This is a genomic window from Saccharicrinis carchari (assembly GCF_900182605.1).
GTDB classification, from domain to species: Bacteria; Bacteroidota; Bacteroidia; order Bacteroidales; family Marinilabiliaceae; genus Saccharicrinis; species Saccharicrinis carchari.
This window is the reverse complement of record NZ_FXTB01000005.1, coordinates 42,657-62,201: the sequence shown is the minus strand read 5'-3', so window position 1 is coordinate 62,201 and position 19,545 is coordinate 42,657. Positions and strand designations below refer to the sequence as shown.

Below are 19,545 nucleotides of genomic sequence, written 5' to 3'. Positions count from 1 at the left end.
GCCGAGAAACACTTCTCCCTTTCGGAAGCCATACAACGTGCACAATAGAATTATTTGGGATAAAAAATATCATTGAGCTAATGCATATAGTAAAGTAATATCCTCCCTTCCTCCACCTCACTACATACCCAGCTTTAGCTGCTTATCCAATAACCTAAAAGACAGACGATGATATGGGGTAGTACCCAAATTTTCAATCCCGGCTCGATGCGCTTTGGTAGGGTAGCCTTTGTTTTTATCCCATCCATATCCCGGATATTCCTTGTTTAAATTTTGCATAAGGGCATCGCGGTGGGTTTTTGCCAGGATACTGGCCGCAGCAATAGGCAAATATTTACCATCGCCTTTAACCACACAGGTATGTGGTATTTTTTTGTAGGGTTTAAAGCGGTTGCCATCTATCAATAGATGTTCAGGAACTATGGGCAATTGCGCCACTGCTCTTTGCATAGCAACAATAGAGGCGTTGAGTATATTTATCTGGTCTATCTCGTGGTTGTTAACAATGGCAACGGCCCAGGCAAGTGCTTCCCGTTCGATGATGGGTCGAAGCTTATCGCGTTGTTTTTCGCTCAATTGCTTGGAGTCGTTAAGCAGGGGATGAGCGAAAGTACGTGGCAATATTACGGCAGCTGCCACCACCGGCCCTGCCAGGCATCCTCTCCCCGCCTCGTCGCATCCTGCTTCAATTTTATCGGGGTACATAAACAGATCCAACTGCCTTTTCATGATTAAGATTTAGTAAATCGCGGATAATCAGCGCCCATATCAATCCTCCTCCTTTGTAAGCTGAATATGTGCTTCGTCCATAGGATGGAGGGCCGGCTATACCGGTTTGATCTATACTTTTATTGTCCGCTATAGATAAATTCAAGTACGGTTTGCCCAACCGCTTTAAGTGTGTTGCGGTCGATGATGTCCATATTATCGTTGTGGGTATGCCAAAAAGATCCAAAGCTGGTATCGGTATTCGGGTCGTAGTGAATAATATTGATACAGGGAATATTTAAATACTTATTCACATAAACATGGTCATCAGTAATGGCACCACCATCTTTAAACGGGAAGTAATTACCATATCCTATCCTATGCGCAGTTTTCCACACTTTTTTCAGAATACGCGGTGCAAAGTACTTCGAGTTCAACTCCTGATGAAAGCTGGCGTTTTTAGCACCCACCATATCTAACAAAATTCCATAGCGGGCATAATAATTTTTTACATGTGGGTTTTTGCCCCAATATTGCGATCCCAGGCACCAGGTATCGGGTTGGTAGTTTTGTGTTACGATGTGATCCGGCGTGCCGTAATCTTCGGCATCGAAAAAAATAATGTCTATACCAAAATCGAGCTTATTATTATTTATCTGGCGGGCTATCTCCAACAAGGCACCTACGCCGCTGCCACCATCATTGGCTCCAGGAATAGGTTCATTTCTTCGGCTTTCATCCTCGCTATGGTCGGCAAAAGGTCTGGTATCCCAATGCGCAAATAGCAATATACGATCCTTTAACTCGGGCTTGTACTGACCAATAATATTTTTGGCGTGTAACAAGGTATTATCAAATGCCACCACTTCGGCCTCTTGCACAATTACCTCGGCACCGAATTCTCGCAACTTGCCACTAAGGTAATTGGCACATTTGGCATGCGCCTCGGTATTGGGTACTCTGGGGCCAAAGTCAACCTGTTTTTGAACGAATGAGTACGCCGAATCCCCATTGAAAATAGGGGTTTCAATAATTGTTTTGCTGCTTCTTTTATTACTCTTGTTGCTTTTGCCCGATGTAAAATTACAGGCAGTCAAGGTAATCAATGCCAATAATACTACGTGTTTTAAAGTGTTTATGGGTAACATAGTTGTGTTATTTTAGATCGATATTATACTTAGTTTCAACAAGGCAAGCACTGTTTCTCTTACTCTATTCGTAATAGTTCAACAAACTCTATTTCAGTTGCCAACTAGCGCTTGTAGTGCCATCTTTAATTATAAAACCCATACGGTTTAACTCATCACGTATTCTGTCGGATGTGGCCCAGTCCTTCTTTTCTTTTAAATCGTTGCGCAGCTGTAATAATAAGTCCATCACTTCGTGAAGCTTGTCATCATCGCTTTTACCCTTTTCCGTTGACAGGTCTAAACCAAGAATATCGGCAACAAACAAGTTCATCAGCTGATTTAACTGCATCAGGTCACTTTTTGTAATAGATTGATGACCTGCTACAAGGCTATTGATCATTTTAACTGCATCAAACAAATGTGCTATAAGAACGGGGCTATTCAGGTCGTCCAACAGTGCAGCGTAACATTTTTCTTCTAATGCTGCTATATCCACGCTCGATGTATCCGACACAGCTATCTTATCCATGCTGGCCATAGCCTGGCGCAAGCGCTCGAAGCCTTTTTCGGCTGCCTGCAAGGCCGTATTACTAAAATCAAGCGTACTGCGATAGTGTGCCTGTAAAATAAAAAAACGAATGGTCATGGGCTCATATGCCTGTTCCAGGTTTTTATTGTTGCCCGTAAAAAACTCCTCTAAAGTGATGAAGTTACCCAGCGACTTGCCCATTTTTTGTCCATTTACGGTAATCATATTGTTGTGCATCCAATACCGGGCAGGCACTTTACCGTTATCAACAGTGCTTTGGGCTATTTCGCACTCATGGTGCGGAAACAGCAAATCCATGCCACCACCATGTATATCGAACTGTTCGCCCAGGTATTTTTTGCTCATTGCCGAACACTCCAGATGCCAACCCGGAAAACCATCACTCCATTCTGATGGCCAACGCATGATATGCTCCGGTGCTGCTTTTTTCCATAAAGCAAAATCAGGAGCGCTGCGCTTTTCGCTTTGCCCGTCAAGGGTTCGGGTATTACTGATCAGGTCTTCCACTTTACGTCCGGAAAGAATTCCGTAAGGGAAATTTTGATCGTATTTTTTTACATCGAAATAAACAGATCCATTGCTTTCGTAGGCATATCCCTTATCCAATATTGATTTTATCACTTGTATCTGCTCTATGATGTGTCCGGAAGCAAGCGGCTCAATGCTGGGATCTCTCATATTAAGCAAAGCCATATAATGATGGTATCTGTTGGTGTAATATTGTGCCACTTCCATGGGCTCCAGTTCTTCCAGTTTTGCCTTTTTTGCAATTTTGTCTTCGCCCTCATCGGCATCGTTCTCCAGGTGGCCCACATCGGTAATGTTACGCACATATCTGACTTTATAATCCAGGTGCGTCAAAAATCGCGTTAGTAAATCGAAGGTTATTGCCGGACGTGCGTGTCCCAGGTGAGGATCGCCATAAACCGTAGGCCCACATACATAAAGGCCAACTTTTCCGGGTGTAAGGGGAACAAACACTTCTTTTTTTCGCGTAAGGGTATTATAGATATACAATTGATTACTCATTTCTGTCCTCTTATTGTTTGGAAGCTCAAAAGTACAAAAAATACATCAACATCGGCATCACCTATTAATAGTATCAAAATCATTACTTTGTCAAAGGTTATAGTCCGTTCGCATAATAGGGGTGCCTTTGACGTAACAAACCGCTGCATCAAGGAGTATTACATTAATATGATGGCAGAACGATATAAAGAAATGTTGAGAAATTACCTAAATACGGACAATATTTGGGAATCGTGCATTTACGATATTTTACACCCTAAGCACGATAAATTAGAAAAGGATCTTTTGGAGTCCGCTTTGCTCTCGCTAAACAAGCATCTGCGTGCTGATTACGTTTACGTGGAGCGCTTTAGTCCTAACAGCAAAGCTATGGATATAGTTTGTGCATGTAACCGTTCCGATATCCTACCTCCCTCATTTTTTAACAAAACAGACAGCCAGCGAGATGAAGTGCTGCGTGAGCATATTATCACCATTAAAGAAAATATGCGTGCTGCTTACCCGGACAATCCGCTTTTGAGCAAACTAAAAATTGAAGCATATAGCCGTATCGTTTTACTTGACTCAACAGGTATGCCTATTGGGGTTTTAACCGCACTTTTTTGTGATAAAATAAAGGATGTTATAAAAACTGAAGGCCTGATGTTTATAATTTCGCATACCCTGAGCAGAAATCTGGAGTGTGCCGGAGAACAAAAGCTACAAGAGCGAAAAAGTGCAGAACTGCTTCTTTACAAAGAAGAGTTGGAGCGTACAAATAAACAATTAGACAAAACAAAAAAACAACTAGAAGCAGCACATATTAAAGCTGCAGAGGGTCAGCAATTAAAGGCTTCATTTTTAGCTAATCTCAGCCACGAAATACGCACACCCATGAACGCCATCATGGGCTTTACCGAACTATTAAAATCCAATGGCTTAGCCGAGGAAGAAAGAAAAGAATATATCGACATCGTACTTCAAAACGGCAGTCAACTGCTGCACGTTATGGATAACATAATGGAGATTTCAAAATTACAAACGGAGCAAGGCTTTGAAAAAAAAGAGCGTGTGATGGTCAATGACATAATAACAGATTTGTACCATAATTATACCCGCAAATTACAAAAGGTAAAAAAACCTATTAAGCTTATTTTATTAATGGGCAATCAAAATGGGAAAGATGTATTGCTTGCAAACAAAAATGCGCTACACAAAATATTAGATCATCTTATTAATAATGCAGTTAAATTTTCAAAAAAAGGTTGCGTATTTATTGGATACACTGTGGAAAACCACACATTTGAGTTCTTCGTAAAAGACTCTGGCATAGGCATACCCGCGGGAGAAGAAAAAAGCATTTTTGATATGTTTCGCCAATTAAATGTGGGCATGAGCCGCGAGTTTGAAGGCAATGGTGTAGGTTTATCCATAGCCAAAAAATATGTAGAAAGTATGGGAGGACAAATATGGACCGAGCCTGCTCAAAAAACTGGTGCCCTTATTAAATTTACGATACCAGCTGGTTAAATTTTAACTTAGGGTTACTCTTCCACGTTTTTACACCTATCCCTAACTAACCTGATCCATCCCATTAGGCCCACTTTTTAGCAACTAATGCTTACCTCCATTTAATGTGGGTGGCGGATTCTTAACAGATTCTACCCTGAACTTTACAAACCATTAACGACCACAGCATTAAAAAATATTGTAAATCCCAATAATTTTATATATTTGTTTGGAATCCAATTAAAAAGTTAGACATTTTGTGTATTAGTATGTGGGCATATGCTTTTTTAAACAACCTCCCGGCTACACACGTTGCACAATAAAACAACAGCTTAAAACCAATCGGATGATAAAAGCATGGCCCAAGTTATATTTGTCGTTTTTGTTTTTTCTTTTTTTGTGGCTGCATAATACACCTTGCAACGGACAATCCACAAGCAATAGAAATCCAAAATTATTTAAAAAGGCTATGGAACTGGCCGACCGGGCTAATTACCGCCAAGCAATTGAAACTTTTAAATTAATTATTCAAAACGACCCAACCCATTTGGATGCCCTTTTCAACATGGGTTTGTGCTACCTAAATACCTCCAATGGTGCCGATACAGCCATTATTTGCTTTAACAAAGGATTGAACATTCTTACAGAGACGGAAAAAAAAGGACATTTGGGTCGCGAATTAGGTTTGTCCATGGGCAAAGCATACCAGGTTCTTTTAAAGCCCTTAAAGGCAATAACTATTTACGAGAACCTGCTAGATAATACTACTGAACAGGACCGCCTTTTTATAGAAGAGTTAGAGCGTGAAATACAGATTTGTCATCATGCCAACTTTTTTATTAATTACCCCATCGAGCTTAACGTGCAAAACATGGGCAGCAGGGTAAACTCCATGTACGACGACCACAGCCCATTAATTGCGGTGAGCGAAAGCCAGTTATTCTTTACCTCGCGCAGAAACTGGATTAAAATGAGCCTGCTTGCAGATGGGCAGTATGCCGAAAAAATATATACGGTGCCTTTGGCGGCCAACAACTGGGAGTCGGCACGATTGCTAAAAGTTTTTTTTAAACAAAACGAACACGAAGCCGCTGTTTCCTTATCGCCAGATGGCAACGAACTGGTGTTGTTTAGAAATGACGAACACGGCAAAAGCCTTTATATAAGCCATTACAATGGCCGAAGCTGGTCGGAACCGGAAAAGCTACCCTTCCCCATCAACAGCCATGCCGAGGAAACACACGGATCTATATCTGCCGACAAGAGCACTTTCTTTTTTACCAGCGACAGAGAAAATGGCTATGGAGGGCTGGATATATACATGTCGAAAAAATTAGCCAATGGACAATGGGGAGAACCCAGAAATCTGGGCCCGAATATCAACACACCGTTTGATGAGGAAACACCTATGATACATTATGACGGGCGCACACTCTACTTTTCGTCGGAAGGTCACAACACCATGGGTCGCTTAGATGTTTTTTATAGCCAAATGAACACGGATTCTACCTGGTCGGCTCCGGTTAATATGGGTTTCCCAATCAATACCCCTGACGACGATTTCTTTTTTGTACCCACCATAAGCAAAAGTCACGCCTATTACGCATCATCAAAATTCGACGACAATTATGGGGGCTCCGATATTTACCAGGTACATTTTAAAGCCGATTCTGATACGGAACTGGCCGTAATTGAAGGTGTTATAGACAGTAGCTTAGGAAGTGATTTTGAAAAAATGCGTGTACTGGTAACCCGTACCAACGACAACAAATTGGTTGGCGACTACCGCCCTAACCCGGATAACGGCGCCTATATGATGTTTCTGGAAAATGGCTATGAGTATGAGGTAAGGCAAACCAATATAAATAAACAGGAAAAGGTGGCCTATATAAATGTAGATGACCAAATGAACTACATTAAACACAAAATACCCATTGCTTTTAATGATGTTGCAATGGACGCTCCCTTGATTAAAACAGAGCAGCATGCAACAAAAGCTATTTCCACAAACAAAAATAGTGTTGACAAAACCAATCCGGTAACCAGCTTGCCTGTTGTTACTATAGCAGATGAATCCAGCTCAAAAACATCGGCAAATACCACTATTACCAATACGGCGCCGATAAAACGCAAGCCGCAGTCGCACTCAACAACAAGTAAACCAAAAGTAAAAACACCGGATACATCATCAAATCCTTCCGGCAAGCTGTTGATCAACCAAAGTGGAAACAATAGCAATGTACAGTCAAAAAAATATACTATTCAATTACTTGCATTGCGCAAAGGCCCACTCTCCAGTATGATTTTTTTCACCAAACAAAAAATTCATAACATTATGGTTTACAACTGTACAGATGGCTACATACGTTACACAACAGGTAATTTTGACAGTTACAAGGCTTGTTTGCAGTTAAAAAAGAAACTGGCTGAAAGAACGGGACTAAAAGACATTTGGATACGACCTATAAAAGATATTGAAGCTCTACAACAACAATAAACCGGTATAATTAAAAAAAGAGCTATTGACACTTTTCACGTTTTATTAAATTGTAAATTGTCGATTTACCAATGTCCAGCTTATCAGCCACTTTAAGTACATTATTATTGTTATGACGCAGGTAATGATGTATAATTCGTTCGTTGTATTCTTTTAAGGTCATTTCTTCTCCCAAAATATCCAACTCGTTATTTCCGGCATTAAAAAGCATGTCGCCCTCGTCAATATAAGGGCCACCAGCCATAACGGCACTTAACTCTACTATAGCTTTTAATTCACGCACATTGCCCGGAAAGGTATATTCAAGCAGCCTTTTTTTAGCTTTTGAAGTAAACATCATTTGCTCCAGATTATTTTCAGTGCAAAAGCTGTTCAAAAAAAACTGACTCAAGGTAAGAATGTCATTTTTCCGTTTTTTTAAAGGCGGTAAGTGTATCGGCAGTCCAAGTAAACGATAATACAGGTCTTGCCTAAAATTACCTTTTTTCACTTCACTTAGCAAATCTTTGTTGGTGGCAGTAATAATCCGTGTGTTCACCTTTATTACTTCGTTTCCGCCCACTCGGGTTATTTCCCTCTCTTGTAATACGCGCAGCAACTTAACTTGCATATTTATATCCATCTCCCCTATCTCGTCTAAAAATACGGTACCGCCTTCGGCCTCTTCAAATTTTCCTTTTTTGGCGATGACAGCTCCGGTAAAAGCCCCTTTTTCGTGACCAAAAAGCTCACTTTCAATTAACTCGCGGGGTATGGCACCCATATTAACAGCAACAAAAGGCAAGGACTTACGGATAGAATTATAATGGATGGTTTTAGCAACCAACTCCTTGCCCGTTCCGGTATCGCCATAAATAGATACATTTATATTGGGTACCTTAGCTGCTTTTTGTAACAAGGCAAATACCTCCTGCATGGCCGGGCTGTCGCCTATAATAGCATTCCCAAATTTATACTTAGTCGATATCTGACATCTTAGCTCTGAAATTTCAGTCAATAGTTTCTTTTTATTGCCAATATTATTAATGCTATTTAAAAGTCTATCCTTTATGTTTTCGTCTTTGGCAATATAATCGTAAGCGCCCTCTTTTAAAAGCTTAACGGCCGCAGTAATACTATCCTGACCTGAAATTACGATTACTTCAATTTCAGGATTGTATTTTTTTATCCGTTTCAGAATATCCTCGCCCGTATAGTCGGGTAGTCCAAGGTCCAGCGTTACCACATCCGGATTATCGGGCAGGTGCTTAAAAAAGGATGATCCATCAAAAAAAGTACTCACCTCACAATCCGGATTAAGAGAAAGGGAATGTTTAATCATTTTATTAAAAACCCGGTCGTCTTCTACAACATGAATTTTCATTTATAGCTCACTTTTGCGATAATTCAAATATATTTGCTTTTTAATTTGTGCAGGTAGGTTTGCACATTAACATTTAACTCAAAAAACCAACTAATAGTTACAAAACATCAACAATATTTACATTTGTTTTTAGCCATAAGGTATTTTTAAATTTTTGATATAATATTTTCGTATAAAGGTAGTTTTAACTGTGGTAGGGATTAACCGGTACATAGTAGGAAACATAAGGCTTAAAGCATTTAGCGTAACACCGCCAATGCGACAACAAGGGTAGGACATAAGTATCAATAACTTAACACTGAGCATTTAAACTAAATATTATAATTAACAGAAAAACTGGCAGGATGCTGTTTTCCCGGATTGCTGCAGAATGCTTCATTCCGACATTCCACCGGGGGTACAGTAATTGAGTATATAAACATCTTTATAATCAATACCAGATAGGAGCGGTACTTGCATTTGTCGATATTGTTTTTTGTAATATATGAAACCGGCCTAGCCTGCCCAAACCCTTGGAAGGCTCGAGTAAATAGTTAGGCCACAACGGATAATGATTGTAAAATCGCACGGGTTTTAAAGGTTTAACTTAAATAGATGAAACGAGCAGGTTAATTCTATCATATAATTTATTCAGCATCAGATGATTGAATTTTCTTGAGAGTTACATATGGCAGATGGAAGAAAACTTAATAAATATGAAATTTAACACCACATATACCCTGATTTTTCTCGTTTTTATTTGGGGCTGCTCCACCAATAAAAACACCAACCTGAGCCGTGCTTACCATAACCTAGCGGCACATTACAACGTTTATTTTAATGGCAATCAAAGCTTTAAGGAAGGTGTGGAAGCCATTGAAGAAGCCAATCAGGACGACTATACGCAGTTATTGGCCGTTTTTCCCGAATCAAAGCCGGGCAGCCAATCGGTAGCCTCCAGTCAAATGGACAGAGCCATAGAAAAAGGAGCCAAGTTGATAAAAAAACACTCCATACGTAAAAAGCCCGAAAAAAAGCGCGATGATCAATCACTTAAATACAAAAAGTTTTTAAGCCAAAACGAATACAATAAGTGGGTTGACAATGCTTATCTTTTAATTGGCAAAGCGCATTATTACAAACACGAATATTATTTGGCTCAGCAAAGCTTTGCCTACATGTTCAGGGAATTTCAAACAGGACCCGAATGGTACGAAGCAGAGATATGGAACGCCCGGTGCGCCATTGAGCTGGGCGATTTTGCAGAAGCAAAAATACTGCTCGAGAATTACGACATCGAAGGTAAAGCACCCTCAAAACTGTTTGGCTTATTTGCGGCTACCTATGCCGATTTCTATATTCGCCAGGGCATGTATGCCGAGGCCATTCCCTTTTTAAAGGAAGCCATAGAAGGAGCCAAGTCAAAGTATTATTACCGCAGATACAATTTCATTCTGGCGCAGTTGTATCAAAAACGAAAGCAGTATGCCCATGCAAGCCGAAGCTACCTTGCGGTAATAAAATCCAATCCACCCTACGAAATGGCGTTTAATGCAAAGGTAAACCGTGCCGGCGTACTTTTTGAAGAAGGTGGATTAGATGCCGTAAAAAAAGAAATAAAAAAATTGCTGCGCGACAAGCGGAATTTGGAATACGAGGATCAGATTTATTATGCGCTGGCTCTAGCCTACAAAGCCGAGAATGAGGAGGATTTGGCTATGGAAAACCTATTGCGTTCCATTGAAAAAAGCACCGATAACAAGCATCAAAAAGGCATGTCGTTTTATCAGCTTTCTGAAATATATTATGAACGTCCACAATACAAACCGGCCTATTATTATTTAGATACCGCGATGGTGAATCTGAATGAGAATTTTAGGGGGCTGGACACAATTAAAACGCGTCATGAAAATTTAGCCCGTTTGGTAAAAAATATAAATATGGTGGAACGCGAAGATAGCCTGATAGCCATAATGGCCATGCCCGAAGCACAGCGTTATGCCTTTATAGATGGATTGATAGAGAAAGAAAAGGAACGGTTAGAAGCGCTTAAAAAAGCCGAACAAGAAGACGCAGGGGGCAATTTGTTTTATGACCCCCTCTTTAGCCAATCCCAATCCACTCCTTCGCAGGGAGGTAAATGGTACTTTTACAACCAAGCCTCAGTGGGCATGGGCAAGTTGGAGTTTGAAAAGCGCTGGGGGCGTCGGAATCTGGAGGACAATTGGCGTCGATCAAACAAAGAGATCATCGTAGAACAACCCGACTTTGCAAATATGGGGGATCCATTTCCCGACCAGGATCCTTTTGGCCAAGACAGCATACCCGGCAATGAGCTCCTTACAGCCCAATTACCCCGAACCCAGGGTAAAGACCCCCTAAAAAGAGAATCGTATTTAAAAGACTTGCCATCTACGCCCAAACTTATGCTTGAGGCACAACAACGCATACAGGAAGGGCTGTTGAATCAAGGCTTGATTTATAAAGAAGAGATAAATAACCTACCCTATGCCATAGATGCGTTTGAGCAATTGGTCAGCAGGTTTCCGGACGGCCCCTACCTGGAAGATGCTTTGATGAACCTTTACCTGGGATACGAATTACAAAATGATGTAGCAGCAATGAATCGCGTAAAGTCTAAGCTTATGGATAAGTTCCCCGATGGTGAATTTACCGCCTATTTGAACGACCCGCAATACGCCCAAAAAAGAGAAGCACGCAACAAAAAAATCGAAACATTGTATCAGGAAAGCTACTCCGCGTACCTTTTCAACGATTTTGCTACCCCTATAGCCAATTTACAGCAAGCCTTGCAGGTACATAAAGAAAGTTCTCTGATACCCAAATTTAAATTTCTGGCAGGACTATCCCGCGCCAAAACAGGGGATGCTTTGCAGTTTGAAATGGAGCTTAAAGACATTACTCAAAATTATCCAAATAGTGAAATAACACCCCTTGCTGCAGAGATGCTAAAACTATATGCCGAAGGCCGCACACCTGTTAAAGGGCCCGTGAGCAGCAACCTTATTGCGCAACGAACGCAGGAGTTCACACAAGAACAACGCAAACTGAGGGGTGCACAACTTGCTGATACAACAGCAAGCTCGTACATGGTAGATAACAAAGCACAGCATGCCCTGATTGTTTTACTGAATACCGGAGTGGATCTGAACAGACTCAGATTTAATATAGCCGATTACAACTTCTCCAAGTTTTTGCTTAACGATTATGAAATGGATCAGACGCAACTGCCCGATGAAACTATCGTTCTCCGCGTGTCGGGTTTTAATAACCGCTTAGAAGCGCTCGATTATTTTTACTCGCTGCGCGAACGTAACGATATTTTTAAAGTAGATAATCTGGAATACCAACAGATGTACGTAATTAACGGACATAACATGGAGTATTTACTTTCATCGGGCGATAAGGAAAGGTACGACAGCTTCTTTATCGAGAACTATCTCTCTGCCGAAGCGTTTAAAAATTTAGAGGAAGAGCGCAGGCGTGAACAAAGCGAGGCACTGAAAGCCCAAAACAAAACCCTTGAAGCAGAAGTACCTGCATTAACTAAAGCGCTTAATGAAAGTGCGACAAAACAGGAAACACAAGAAACACAAGAATTACCGCAAGAGATAGCGCCATCAAAAACGGAAGAAAGCAGCGCTACCATCGAAAAAGCAAAACTTGAAACAGCCATTAGTGAATCGCCAATTGCAGAATCACCAATTACTGAAACCGTAATTACAGAAACACCGGTTATTGAAAAGCCAACTTCTATATTTACCATGCAGGAGGGTAGACACGATGCTATGATTTTGTTTAAAAAAGGACACATCGACACCAAACGAATAGGAACCATATTTACCAATTACACCAAAAGTAATTACGGTGCAAAATATGAGGTGGAGCATAACACCCTGAGAGAGGATTACTATTATATAAAGGCAAAAGGCTTCTCCAATGCCAACGAAGCAGACGCCTTTTTAAAGAAAGTAAAGCTTAACAGCTTTTTAATGCGAGAGATAGCCCGCACAAAAAACTATTTATTGCCCATTACAAACGATAACTTTTTACGATTATCAGATGAAGAATCGTTTGGCCAATATCAGGAATTTTACAAATCGAATTATTAGAACAATCCATATGGTTGATGCGAGAAAGATAAATATACTTTGGGTAGATGACGAAATAGACCTGCTAAAAGCGCATATACTCTACTTAGTAGAAAAAGGCTTTGAAGTAGAAACTGCCAATAATGGGCAGGACGCACTGGCTATGGTAGAAGAGCAACATTTCGACCTGATTTTTCTGGACGAGAATATGCCGGGTTTAAGTGGCTTAGAAGTGCTGAGCAAACTAAAAAACCTGATACCCGAGGTCCCTGTGGTAATGATTACCAAAAGTGAGGAGGAAAACATTATGGATCAGGCTATCGGCAGTAAGATATCCGATTATCTAATCAAGCCCGTTAATCCCACACAAATATTATTAACCATAAAAAAACATGTGGATCAACACCGTTTGGTAGCTGAAAAAACAACCAGCAGCTATCAAACCGAGTTTGGCAAAATAGGACTTAAAATAAACGATTCGTATAGTTTTGCCGATTGGGCCGAGGTGTACAAGCAGTTGGTATATTGGGAAATAGAACTCGAGGACACCAAGGGCGAAATGGACGAAGTGCTGAAAATGCAAAAAACTGAAGCCAACCATGCCTTTGTGAAATTTGTAAAACGCAATTATATCGATTGGCTCAACCATGCCGATGAGCATACCCCCCTGATGTCGCACCAACTGATGAAGGACGTTACCTTGCCTTTATTGGAAGATGGCGAAAAAGTGGTGATGCTGGTGATCGACAATTTCAGATTCGACCAATGGCTCATGATAAAGCAAGAGGTGCTTAAATCATATAGGCTCGAAAAAGAAGAGATTTACAGCAGCATATTGCCCACTGCCACGCAATACGCGCGCAATAGCTTGTTTTCGGGTTTAATGCCGGCACAGATAAAAGAAATGTACCCCGAATACTGGCTCGACGAAACCAGCGAGGGTAGTAAAAATCAATTTGAGGGTGAGTTAATTGGCACTTTTTTCAAACGCTTCCGCCAAAAAATAAACTACTCGTACCAAAAGGTAAGTAACATGGAAAGCGGCAAGCAGCTTATTGACAGTTACTCCAATATTTTAAACGATGACTTGTCGGTAGTGGTATTTAATTTTGTGGATATGCTGTCGCATGCCCGCACCGAAAGTAAAATGATAAAGGAACTTGCCTACGATGAGTCGGCTTACCGCTCCCTAAGCAAATCGTGGTTTATGCACTCCGTATTGAAAGAACTATTGGATCGCCTGGAAAACGAAAAAGTTAAAGTAATCATCACCACCGACCACGGCACCATTCGGGTAAAAAACCCGGTAAAAGTAATTGGCGACAAAGAAACTTCCACCAACTTACGATACAAACAGGGTAGAAACCTGAACTATAAATCGAAGGAAGTTTTTGAAATCACCAAACCCGAGGAAATACTATTACCCAAGGTAAATGTATCCACGAGCTATATATTTGCCACTAACGAGGACTTTTTAGCTTATCCTAACAATTACAACCACTATGTAAGCTATTATAAAGATACCTTTCAGCATGGCGGTGTTTCTATGGAAGAAATGCTGATACCGTATGTGCTGTTATCGCCAAAAAAATAAAATTTGAATTTGATTTACAGACTATAAGAATCCCCAATCATATGAATACCTATTTAATCCCCTCCATCGATAAAATAGACGAGGTAGCCGCAGCGTTTATAAACCGCTACAACAAACCGGCTGTATTTTGCTTTTACGGCAGCATGGGCGCAGGCAAAACCACTTTTATACAAGCCCTGTGCCGTCAACTGCAAGTAATTGATGTGGTTAACAGCCCTTCTTTTGCCATTGTAAACGAGTACGACAGCGCCAAAGGAGATACCGTTTACCACTTCGATTTCTATCGTTTAAAACAAGAAGACGAAGCCCTTGATTTAGGCTACGAAGATTACTTTTACTCCGATAGCTATTGCTTTGTAGAATGGCCCGAAAAAATCGCCTCCCTGCTCCCACGCAAAAGATACGACATTAAAATAAGCGTGCTGGACGACAACAAAAGCAGAGAAATTCAGGTGACCGAGTTTTGAGTTTAAGATTTAAAGTATAAACTTTTAGGATTGGCCATGCATAAATACAAAATACGTTTTGTATTTATATTTACGATGCTCCTATTTCGTGCAACAATTTATATCCAGCTACTTTAAGCTGTTCGGTATGCCGCGTGTTTTCCAACAATGGCATAATATCGTCATACAAAAAACCTTTAGGAAGTTGATTGTTTTTTTTAAGGACATAAAAGACATGATGCGCACCGGCAACCACAAAAACCGATTCGGATTTTTCTATCAATAAATATAGCAGTGGTTTTATGCTTTTTGCTCCCTGGCGAATAAGCCCCTCGGCAGCAATCCACCTTATATCGTGTTCTTTGTCTGTTAACTTCTCTATAAACACGGGCACCAGCGATTCATCCTCTACATCTTTGAGTGTCATCATGGCTTCCCAACGATAAATGTACTTTGGATGCTCCAACAACGCCAGTAAGGAAGCAATAGCTCCCTTCCCGATTTTTACCAAGGCCTCTCTGGCCTTTTCGCGGTCTTTCCCGTTTTCGGTGCCAAAAACCTGGATGAGCTCTTCAACACGCATTTCCTGCCAATTATTCTTCATAATCTTAAAATTAATGTCAATCCCTGCAATATACGGAATCCTGTAAAACTTAAAGATTACGCATAAAATATCATTACATCAATTTAAAAATAGTCGGATTTTTTATAACCACGCTAATTATCTACCAAAAAGATGACAAGAGGGGTTTAATTATGCCGCACTATTAAGTGTATATAAAAGGAGAAGGTTATCTACATCTTATAGTTAATTCACTGTAGCAAAAAGGTTAAATAGCGCTTACCAAGCCTCACTAATAACATATTCTTTGTTTAGAATAAACTATTTCGATAAGATTGAATAATGACTTAAAATTCTAATTTATAAGCTAAAAAAAATAATAAGTGATAGCGGGTGTTATAACAGTTCTGTTTTGTATTGCGCAGTATTTTAAAACCCCAAATAAAAATCTTTGGTCAGTTGTTTATAATCATCAGAGTATCCGTGCCTGCCAAACTCTTCGATAATCATTTCATTCTCAATCCCAAGCTTGTTTTCAAACGAAAACTCCATAAGTACGCGTTTGGGAGGCTTGCTTGGCGTTGGCTTAATGTAGAGCACTTTGTTTAGGTACAATTGATCTTGCGCAGCTATCTTTTTGAAATTATTTCTTTCGGACGCCGGCAAAACAACACAGAACCTGCCGGTATTGCTTAGCAATTTTACTGCTCCTCTAATTAATTGGTCATAGCTTAAGCTGTCGGTGTGGCGAGCTATACTTTTTTTATCACAAGGGTTTTTCAGCGAATGTTTAAAGAAGGGTGGATTGCTGACTATCAAATCATAGCTTGAGGTCCAATGGCAAGTTTTAAAATCAGCATGTATGGCATTCAAACGATTGTTCCAGGGGCTCGCTTTAAAGTTAAACGCAGCCTCGCTTTGAGCCGCATGGTCCAATTCTACGGCATGTATTAGCGCGTCTGTAGTACGTTGCGCCAGCATCAGCGCAATAAGGCCGGTCCCGGTACCTATGTCCAGGACAGACTGTACTTTGTTCACCGATGCCCAGGCACCCAACAATACCCCGTCGGTACCAATCTTCATGGCTGCCTTTTCCTGGCGCACGGCAAATTGTTTAAAATTAAAGACTTTGTTGGCCATTGTTAGAACTTTTCAAAAACTCCTAAACCGAACAGGGCATAATCGTATTTTATAGGATCAGCCGGTTCAAATTCCCTGAGCCGCGCTGTTATTTCTTCCACCGCTTTCCAATCACTTTGTTTGCGACTTAATAAACCCAACTTACGTGCTACATTACCGGTATGCACATCCAGGGGCAACATCAGATGGGCAGCATCTATCCTTTTCCATAAACCAAAATCCACCTGCATTCTATCTGCCCTCACCATCCAACGCAGAAACATGCAAATGCGTTTGGCCGATGAGTTTTTAAGTACATTCGCCACATGTTTGCCTGTGCGTTCGGGCGGCCGAAAGGATATAAACACTTTGCGAAAGTGGGCAATGGATTCTTTTAGACTTTTATTGGGCATGTATCCGTCGGTAAATACCTGTTCGAGTCCGCCATAGTTGGCATATATATTTCTCAGAGCGAGAATAAAATACCTTAGATCGGCACCGTTAAAAGTACGATATACCGGGCCGTCGGGGATGGCACTAACATCACCATTAACCACAAAATAGTGTGGCTGTTGTCCCATGAGGCTAAGTATCCTGTGTCCTGCCTTAATGATGGCCTGTCGCTGCCCCCACGAAATGGTAGCTGCCAAAAAGCCGGCAATCTCAATATCTTCCTTTTCGGAAAAGAGTTTGGGCAACGATATGGGATCGGATGCGATAAAGGCAGGGGCGTTATACGCCATCACTTTTTCGTCGAGAAAGGATTTGAGTTCTTTTGGCTCCATATATTTTTTAATTCAGCCGCACAAGGATCGCTCTATATTTCAAAGTGGCCATATAACCCTACGTTTTGCTTCAGCGTTACTGTGTTTACCTATAACAATAAAAACATTGAGATTACTCCCTCCCTGAACGCTATTTTATGACTAAACACCCTTTACTCTATATACCCGTCCTTCATTTTTATCTCTCTGTCGCTCCGGTGAGCCAGATGCAAATCGTGGGTTACAATTACAAAGGTTTGTTTAAACTCGTCGCGTAGCTTAAAAAATAGTTTGTGCAATTCTTCCTGATTTTGCGAATCAAGGCTTCCGGTGGGTTCATCGGCAAAAACCACTGCCGGATCATTTATCAGGGCACGAGCAATGGCTACACGTTGTTTTTCGCCCCCACTGAGCTCGGCAGGCTTGTGTGTTTCCCGATCGTGCAGATTTAAAAAGGCCAACAAGCTACGTGCTTTCTCTTCACTTTTGGCCTTATTTTTTCCGGCAATCAATGCGGGAAGGATAATGTTTTCCACCGCATTAAATTCGGGCAGCAACTGATGAAATTGAAACACAAAACCAATATTGGCATTACGGAAGCGCGAGAGTTCCTTTTCGCTCAATTGTTGTATGGCGATATTGTTTACACTTACCTCACCAGCGTTGGGCTTATCAAGCGTACCCAAAATTTGCAATAGGGTTGTTTTTCCTGCACCGCTGGGGCCAACGATACTAACCACCTCGCCTTGCCTGATATCGAGGTCTATCCCTTTTAACACCTGCAAGTCGCCAAATTGCTTTTTAATACCTCTTGCTGTAATCATTCCAAAATATTAATAAATAAACAGCAGCACCATATACAATATATAAGTACCCAACAAAACGGCTCCCTTCCATCTTCCTATCACACTGCGATGCAGCGGCAACATGGCCAGCATCAGCATTACGGCCACACCGATCATCCACCACACATCTACCCTGATTAATAAATCAGATACGCCGATGGGCTTGAGCATAGAGGTGATGCCAAGGATGGCCAATAAATTAAATATATTAGAACCGATGATGTTTCCGATTGAAATGGCTGTTTCCTTTTTAACGGCCGCCATAATGGAAGTAGCTAACTCCGGAACACTGGTACCGAAAGCTACTACTGAAATACCGATTACACGTTCGCTAATGTTAAGACTTCGCGCTACAATAACTACTCCATCCACCAGTAAAGCCGATCCAAAATACAAGCCAACACCAGCCAACACGAGTAATCCAATAGCTACATATATCTTCATGGAAGGCTTGCGAGCCACCTCGTCCGATTTATTCATTTTCCGTCTCGACATGTACACCGAGTAGGTGAGATACAAAACAATGATCGTAACAAAAATAACGCCTTCGTAAAACTCTATCACATTGTTTTGTGCAAATACCACAAATAAGAGGGACACAAACATCATTACTGTCCAATCAAAAACCACAGAACTATTTTTCTGTACCTTTATGGGCAATATTAAAGCCACCATGCCCAACACCAATGCAATATTCGCCACGTTAGAACCAATTACATTGCCCACAGAAATATCAGGCACACCATCAAAAACCGCCTTTAAGCTTACTATAAGCTCAGGGGCCGAGGTACCAAAAGCCACCACGGTAAGTCCCACTACCAGGGTGGATATATTAAAGTATCGGGCAATTTGAACGCTTGCCTTCACCAGCCAGTCTCCACTAAAAAAAAGCAGGACAAATCCTGCTAATACCATCAATATACCCATTTATGTCAGTTAATTGATCTAATTTAATCCTTACGATTATGTGTTGTGTTATCCTTTAGGTTTTCTCGTGGTTGAGCACGATCATCCGGCTGTGTGCTGTCCTCGCTTATGGCATCCGGGTTTTTTTTCATTGCCTCCTCTTGGTTTAAGTGAGAATAAGGTTCGTAGCCTTCGTCATCGGACAATGTTTTACTTATTTCGCGAACGTGATTGTCAATATCCGCTTTACTTTCGTCCCAATCTTTTTTAAAGTCATCCGCCCCCTCTTTGAATTCGCGCTTAAGATCGTCGGTAGCCCTGCGGAACTCATTCATACCCTTACCGAGCATACGAGCTAACTCAGGTATTTTATTGGCACCAAAAAGCACCAAAACCGCTATTAAAACGATGAAAATCTCTCCACCACCGAATGAGAAAAAGCCAAAATTCATA

The 19,545-nt window shown here is 41.0% G+C and carries 15 protein-coding genes; 5 read left to right on the top strand and 10 right to left on the bottom strand.

What is annotated here, in order from left to right:
* Positions 1 to 120: 120 nt before the first annotated feature.
* The 3 genes from FN809_RS10680 to cysS form a co-directional block, all read right to left on the bottom strand.
* Positions 121 to 729, bottom strand: coding sequence for a ribonuclease HII (locus tag FN809_RS10680; protein WP_142533515.1), 609 nt, complete (start codon positions 727 to 729; stop codon positions 121 to 123).
* 119 nt (positions 730 to 848) lie between these two features.
* Complete coding sequence (locus FN809_RS10675) at positions 849 to 1,856, bottom strand: M28 family peptidase (protein WP_142533514.1); 1,008 nt, start codon at positions 1,854 to 1,856, stop codon at positions 849 to 851.
* Positions 1,857 to 1,944: 88 nt separating this feature from the next.
* Positions 1,945 to 3,417, bottom strand: a complete 1,473-nt coding sequence (cysS, locus tag FN809_RS10670; RefSeq protein WP_142533513.1) for a cysteine--tRNA ligase — start codon at positions 3,415 to 3,417, stop codon at positions 1,945 to 1,947.
* Positions 3,418 to 3,504: 87 nt separating this feature from the next.
* On the opposite strand from cysS, the gene FN809_RS10665 reads away from it, so the two are divergent.
* Together FN809_RS10665 and FN809_RS10660 are read left to right on the top strand one after the other, a co-directional pair.
* Positions 3,505 to 4,926 (top strand): sensor histidine kinase, encoded by a 1,422-nt coding sequence (locus FN809_RS10665; RefSeq protein ID WP_142533512.1) that lies wholly within the window; start codon positions 3,505 to 3,507, stop codon positions 4,924 to 4,926.
* Between the two features lie 325 nt (positions 4,927 to 5,251).
* The gene (locus FN809_RS10660; RefSeq protein WP_142533511.1) at positions 5,252 to 7,402 is read left to right on the top strand and encodes a PD40 domain-containing protein; all 2,151 of its coding nucleotides are present in this window, start codon (positions 5,252 to 5,254) and stop codon (positions 7,400 to 7,402) included.
* Positions 7,403 to 7,424: 22 nt separating this feature from the next.
* Here FN809_RS10660 and FN809_RS10655 read toward each other — a convergent pair whose 3' ends face one another.
* Entirely contained in the window at positions 7,425 to 8,765 is a 1,341-nt protein-coding gene (locus FN809_RS10655) for a sigma-54-dependent transcriptional regulator (RefSeq protein ID WP_142533510.1), read from the bottom strand.
* Positions 8,766 to 9,460: 695 nt separating this feature from the next.
* Here FN809_RS10655 and porW point away from each other — a divergent pair.
* From porW to tsaE, 3 genes are read left to right on the top strand one after another with little or no spacing between them, the layout of a single operon-like run.
* Positions 9,461 to 12,877, top strand: a complete 3,417-nt coding sequence (gene porW / locus FN809_RS10650; protein WP_142533509.1) for a type IX secretion system periplasmic lipoprotein PorW/SprE — start codon at positions 9,461 to 9,463, stop codon at positions 12,875 to 12,877.
* 10 nt (positions 12,878 to 12,887) lie between these two features.
* The gene (gene porX / locus FN809_RS10645; protein WP_142533508.1) at positions 12,888 to 14,450 is read left to right on the top strand and encodes a T9SS response regulator signal transducer PorX; all 1,563 of its coding nucleotides are present in this window, start codon (positions 12,888 to 12,890) and stop codon (positions 14,448 to 14,450) included.
* Positions 14,451 to 14,491: 41 nt separating this feature from the next.
* Complete coding sequence (gene tsaE / locus FN809_RS10640) at positions 14,492 to 14,917, top strand: tRNA (adenosine(37)-N6)-threonylcarbamoyltransferase complex ATPase subunit type 1 TsaE (protein WP_142533507.1); 426 nt, start codon at positions 14,492 to 14,494, stop codon at positions 14,915 to 14,917.
* A gap of 70 nt (positions 14,918 to 14,987) precedes the next feature.
* Here tsaE and FN809_RS10635 read toward each other — a convergent pair whose 3' ends face one another.
* The 6 genes from FN809_RS10635 to FN809_RS10610 form a co-directional block, all read right to left on the bottom strand.
* Positions 14,988 to 15,500, bottom strand: a complete 513-nt coding sequence (locus FN809_RS10635) for a HEAT repeat domain-containing protein (RefSeq protein WP_142533506.1) — start codon at positions 15,498 to 15,500, stop codon at positions 14,988 to 14,990.
* 387 nt (positions 15,501 to 15,887) lie between these two features.
* Entirely contained in the window at positions 15,888 to 16,598 is a 711-nt protein-coding gene (locus tag FN809_RS10630) for a tRNA1(Val) (adenine(37)-N6)-methyltransferase (protein WP_142533505.1), read from the bottom strand.
* Between the two features lie 2 nt (positions 16,599 to 16,600).
* On the bottom strand, positions 16,601 to 17,362 hold the full coding sequence (locus FN809_RS10625; RefSeq protein ID WP_142533504.1) for a TIGR02757 family protein: 762 nt from the start codon (positions 17,360 to 17,362) through the stop codon (positions 16,601 to 16,603).
* Positions 17,363 to 17,514: 152 nt separating this feature from the next.
* On the bottom strand, positions 17,515 to 18,165 hold the full coding sequence (locus FN809_RS10620) for an ABC transporter ATP-binding protein (protein WP_142533503.1): 651 nt from the start codon (positions 18,163 to 18,165) through the stop codon (positions 17,515 to 17,517).
* 9 nt (positions 18,166 to 18,174) lie between these two features.
* Positions 18,175 to 19,101 (bottom strand): calcium/sodium antiporter, encoded by a 927-nt coding sequence (locus tag FN809_RS10615; RefSeq protein ID WP_246095581.1) that lies wholly within the window; start codon positions 19,099 to 19,101, stop codon positions 18,175 to 18,177.
* A gap of 35 nt (positions 19,102 to 19,136) precedes the next feature.
* Positions 19,137 to 19,544 (bottom strand): Sec-independent protein translocase subunit TatA/TatB, encoded by a 408-nt coding sequence (locus tag FN809_RS10610; RefSeq protein WP_142533501.1) that lies wholly within the window; start codon positions 19,542 to 19,544, stop codon positions 19,137 to 19,139.
* Position 19,545: the final 1 nt, after the last annotated feature.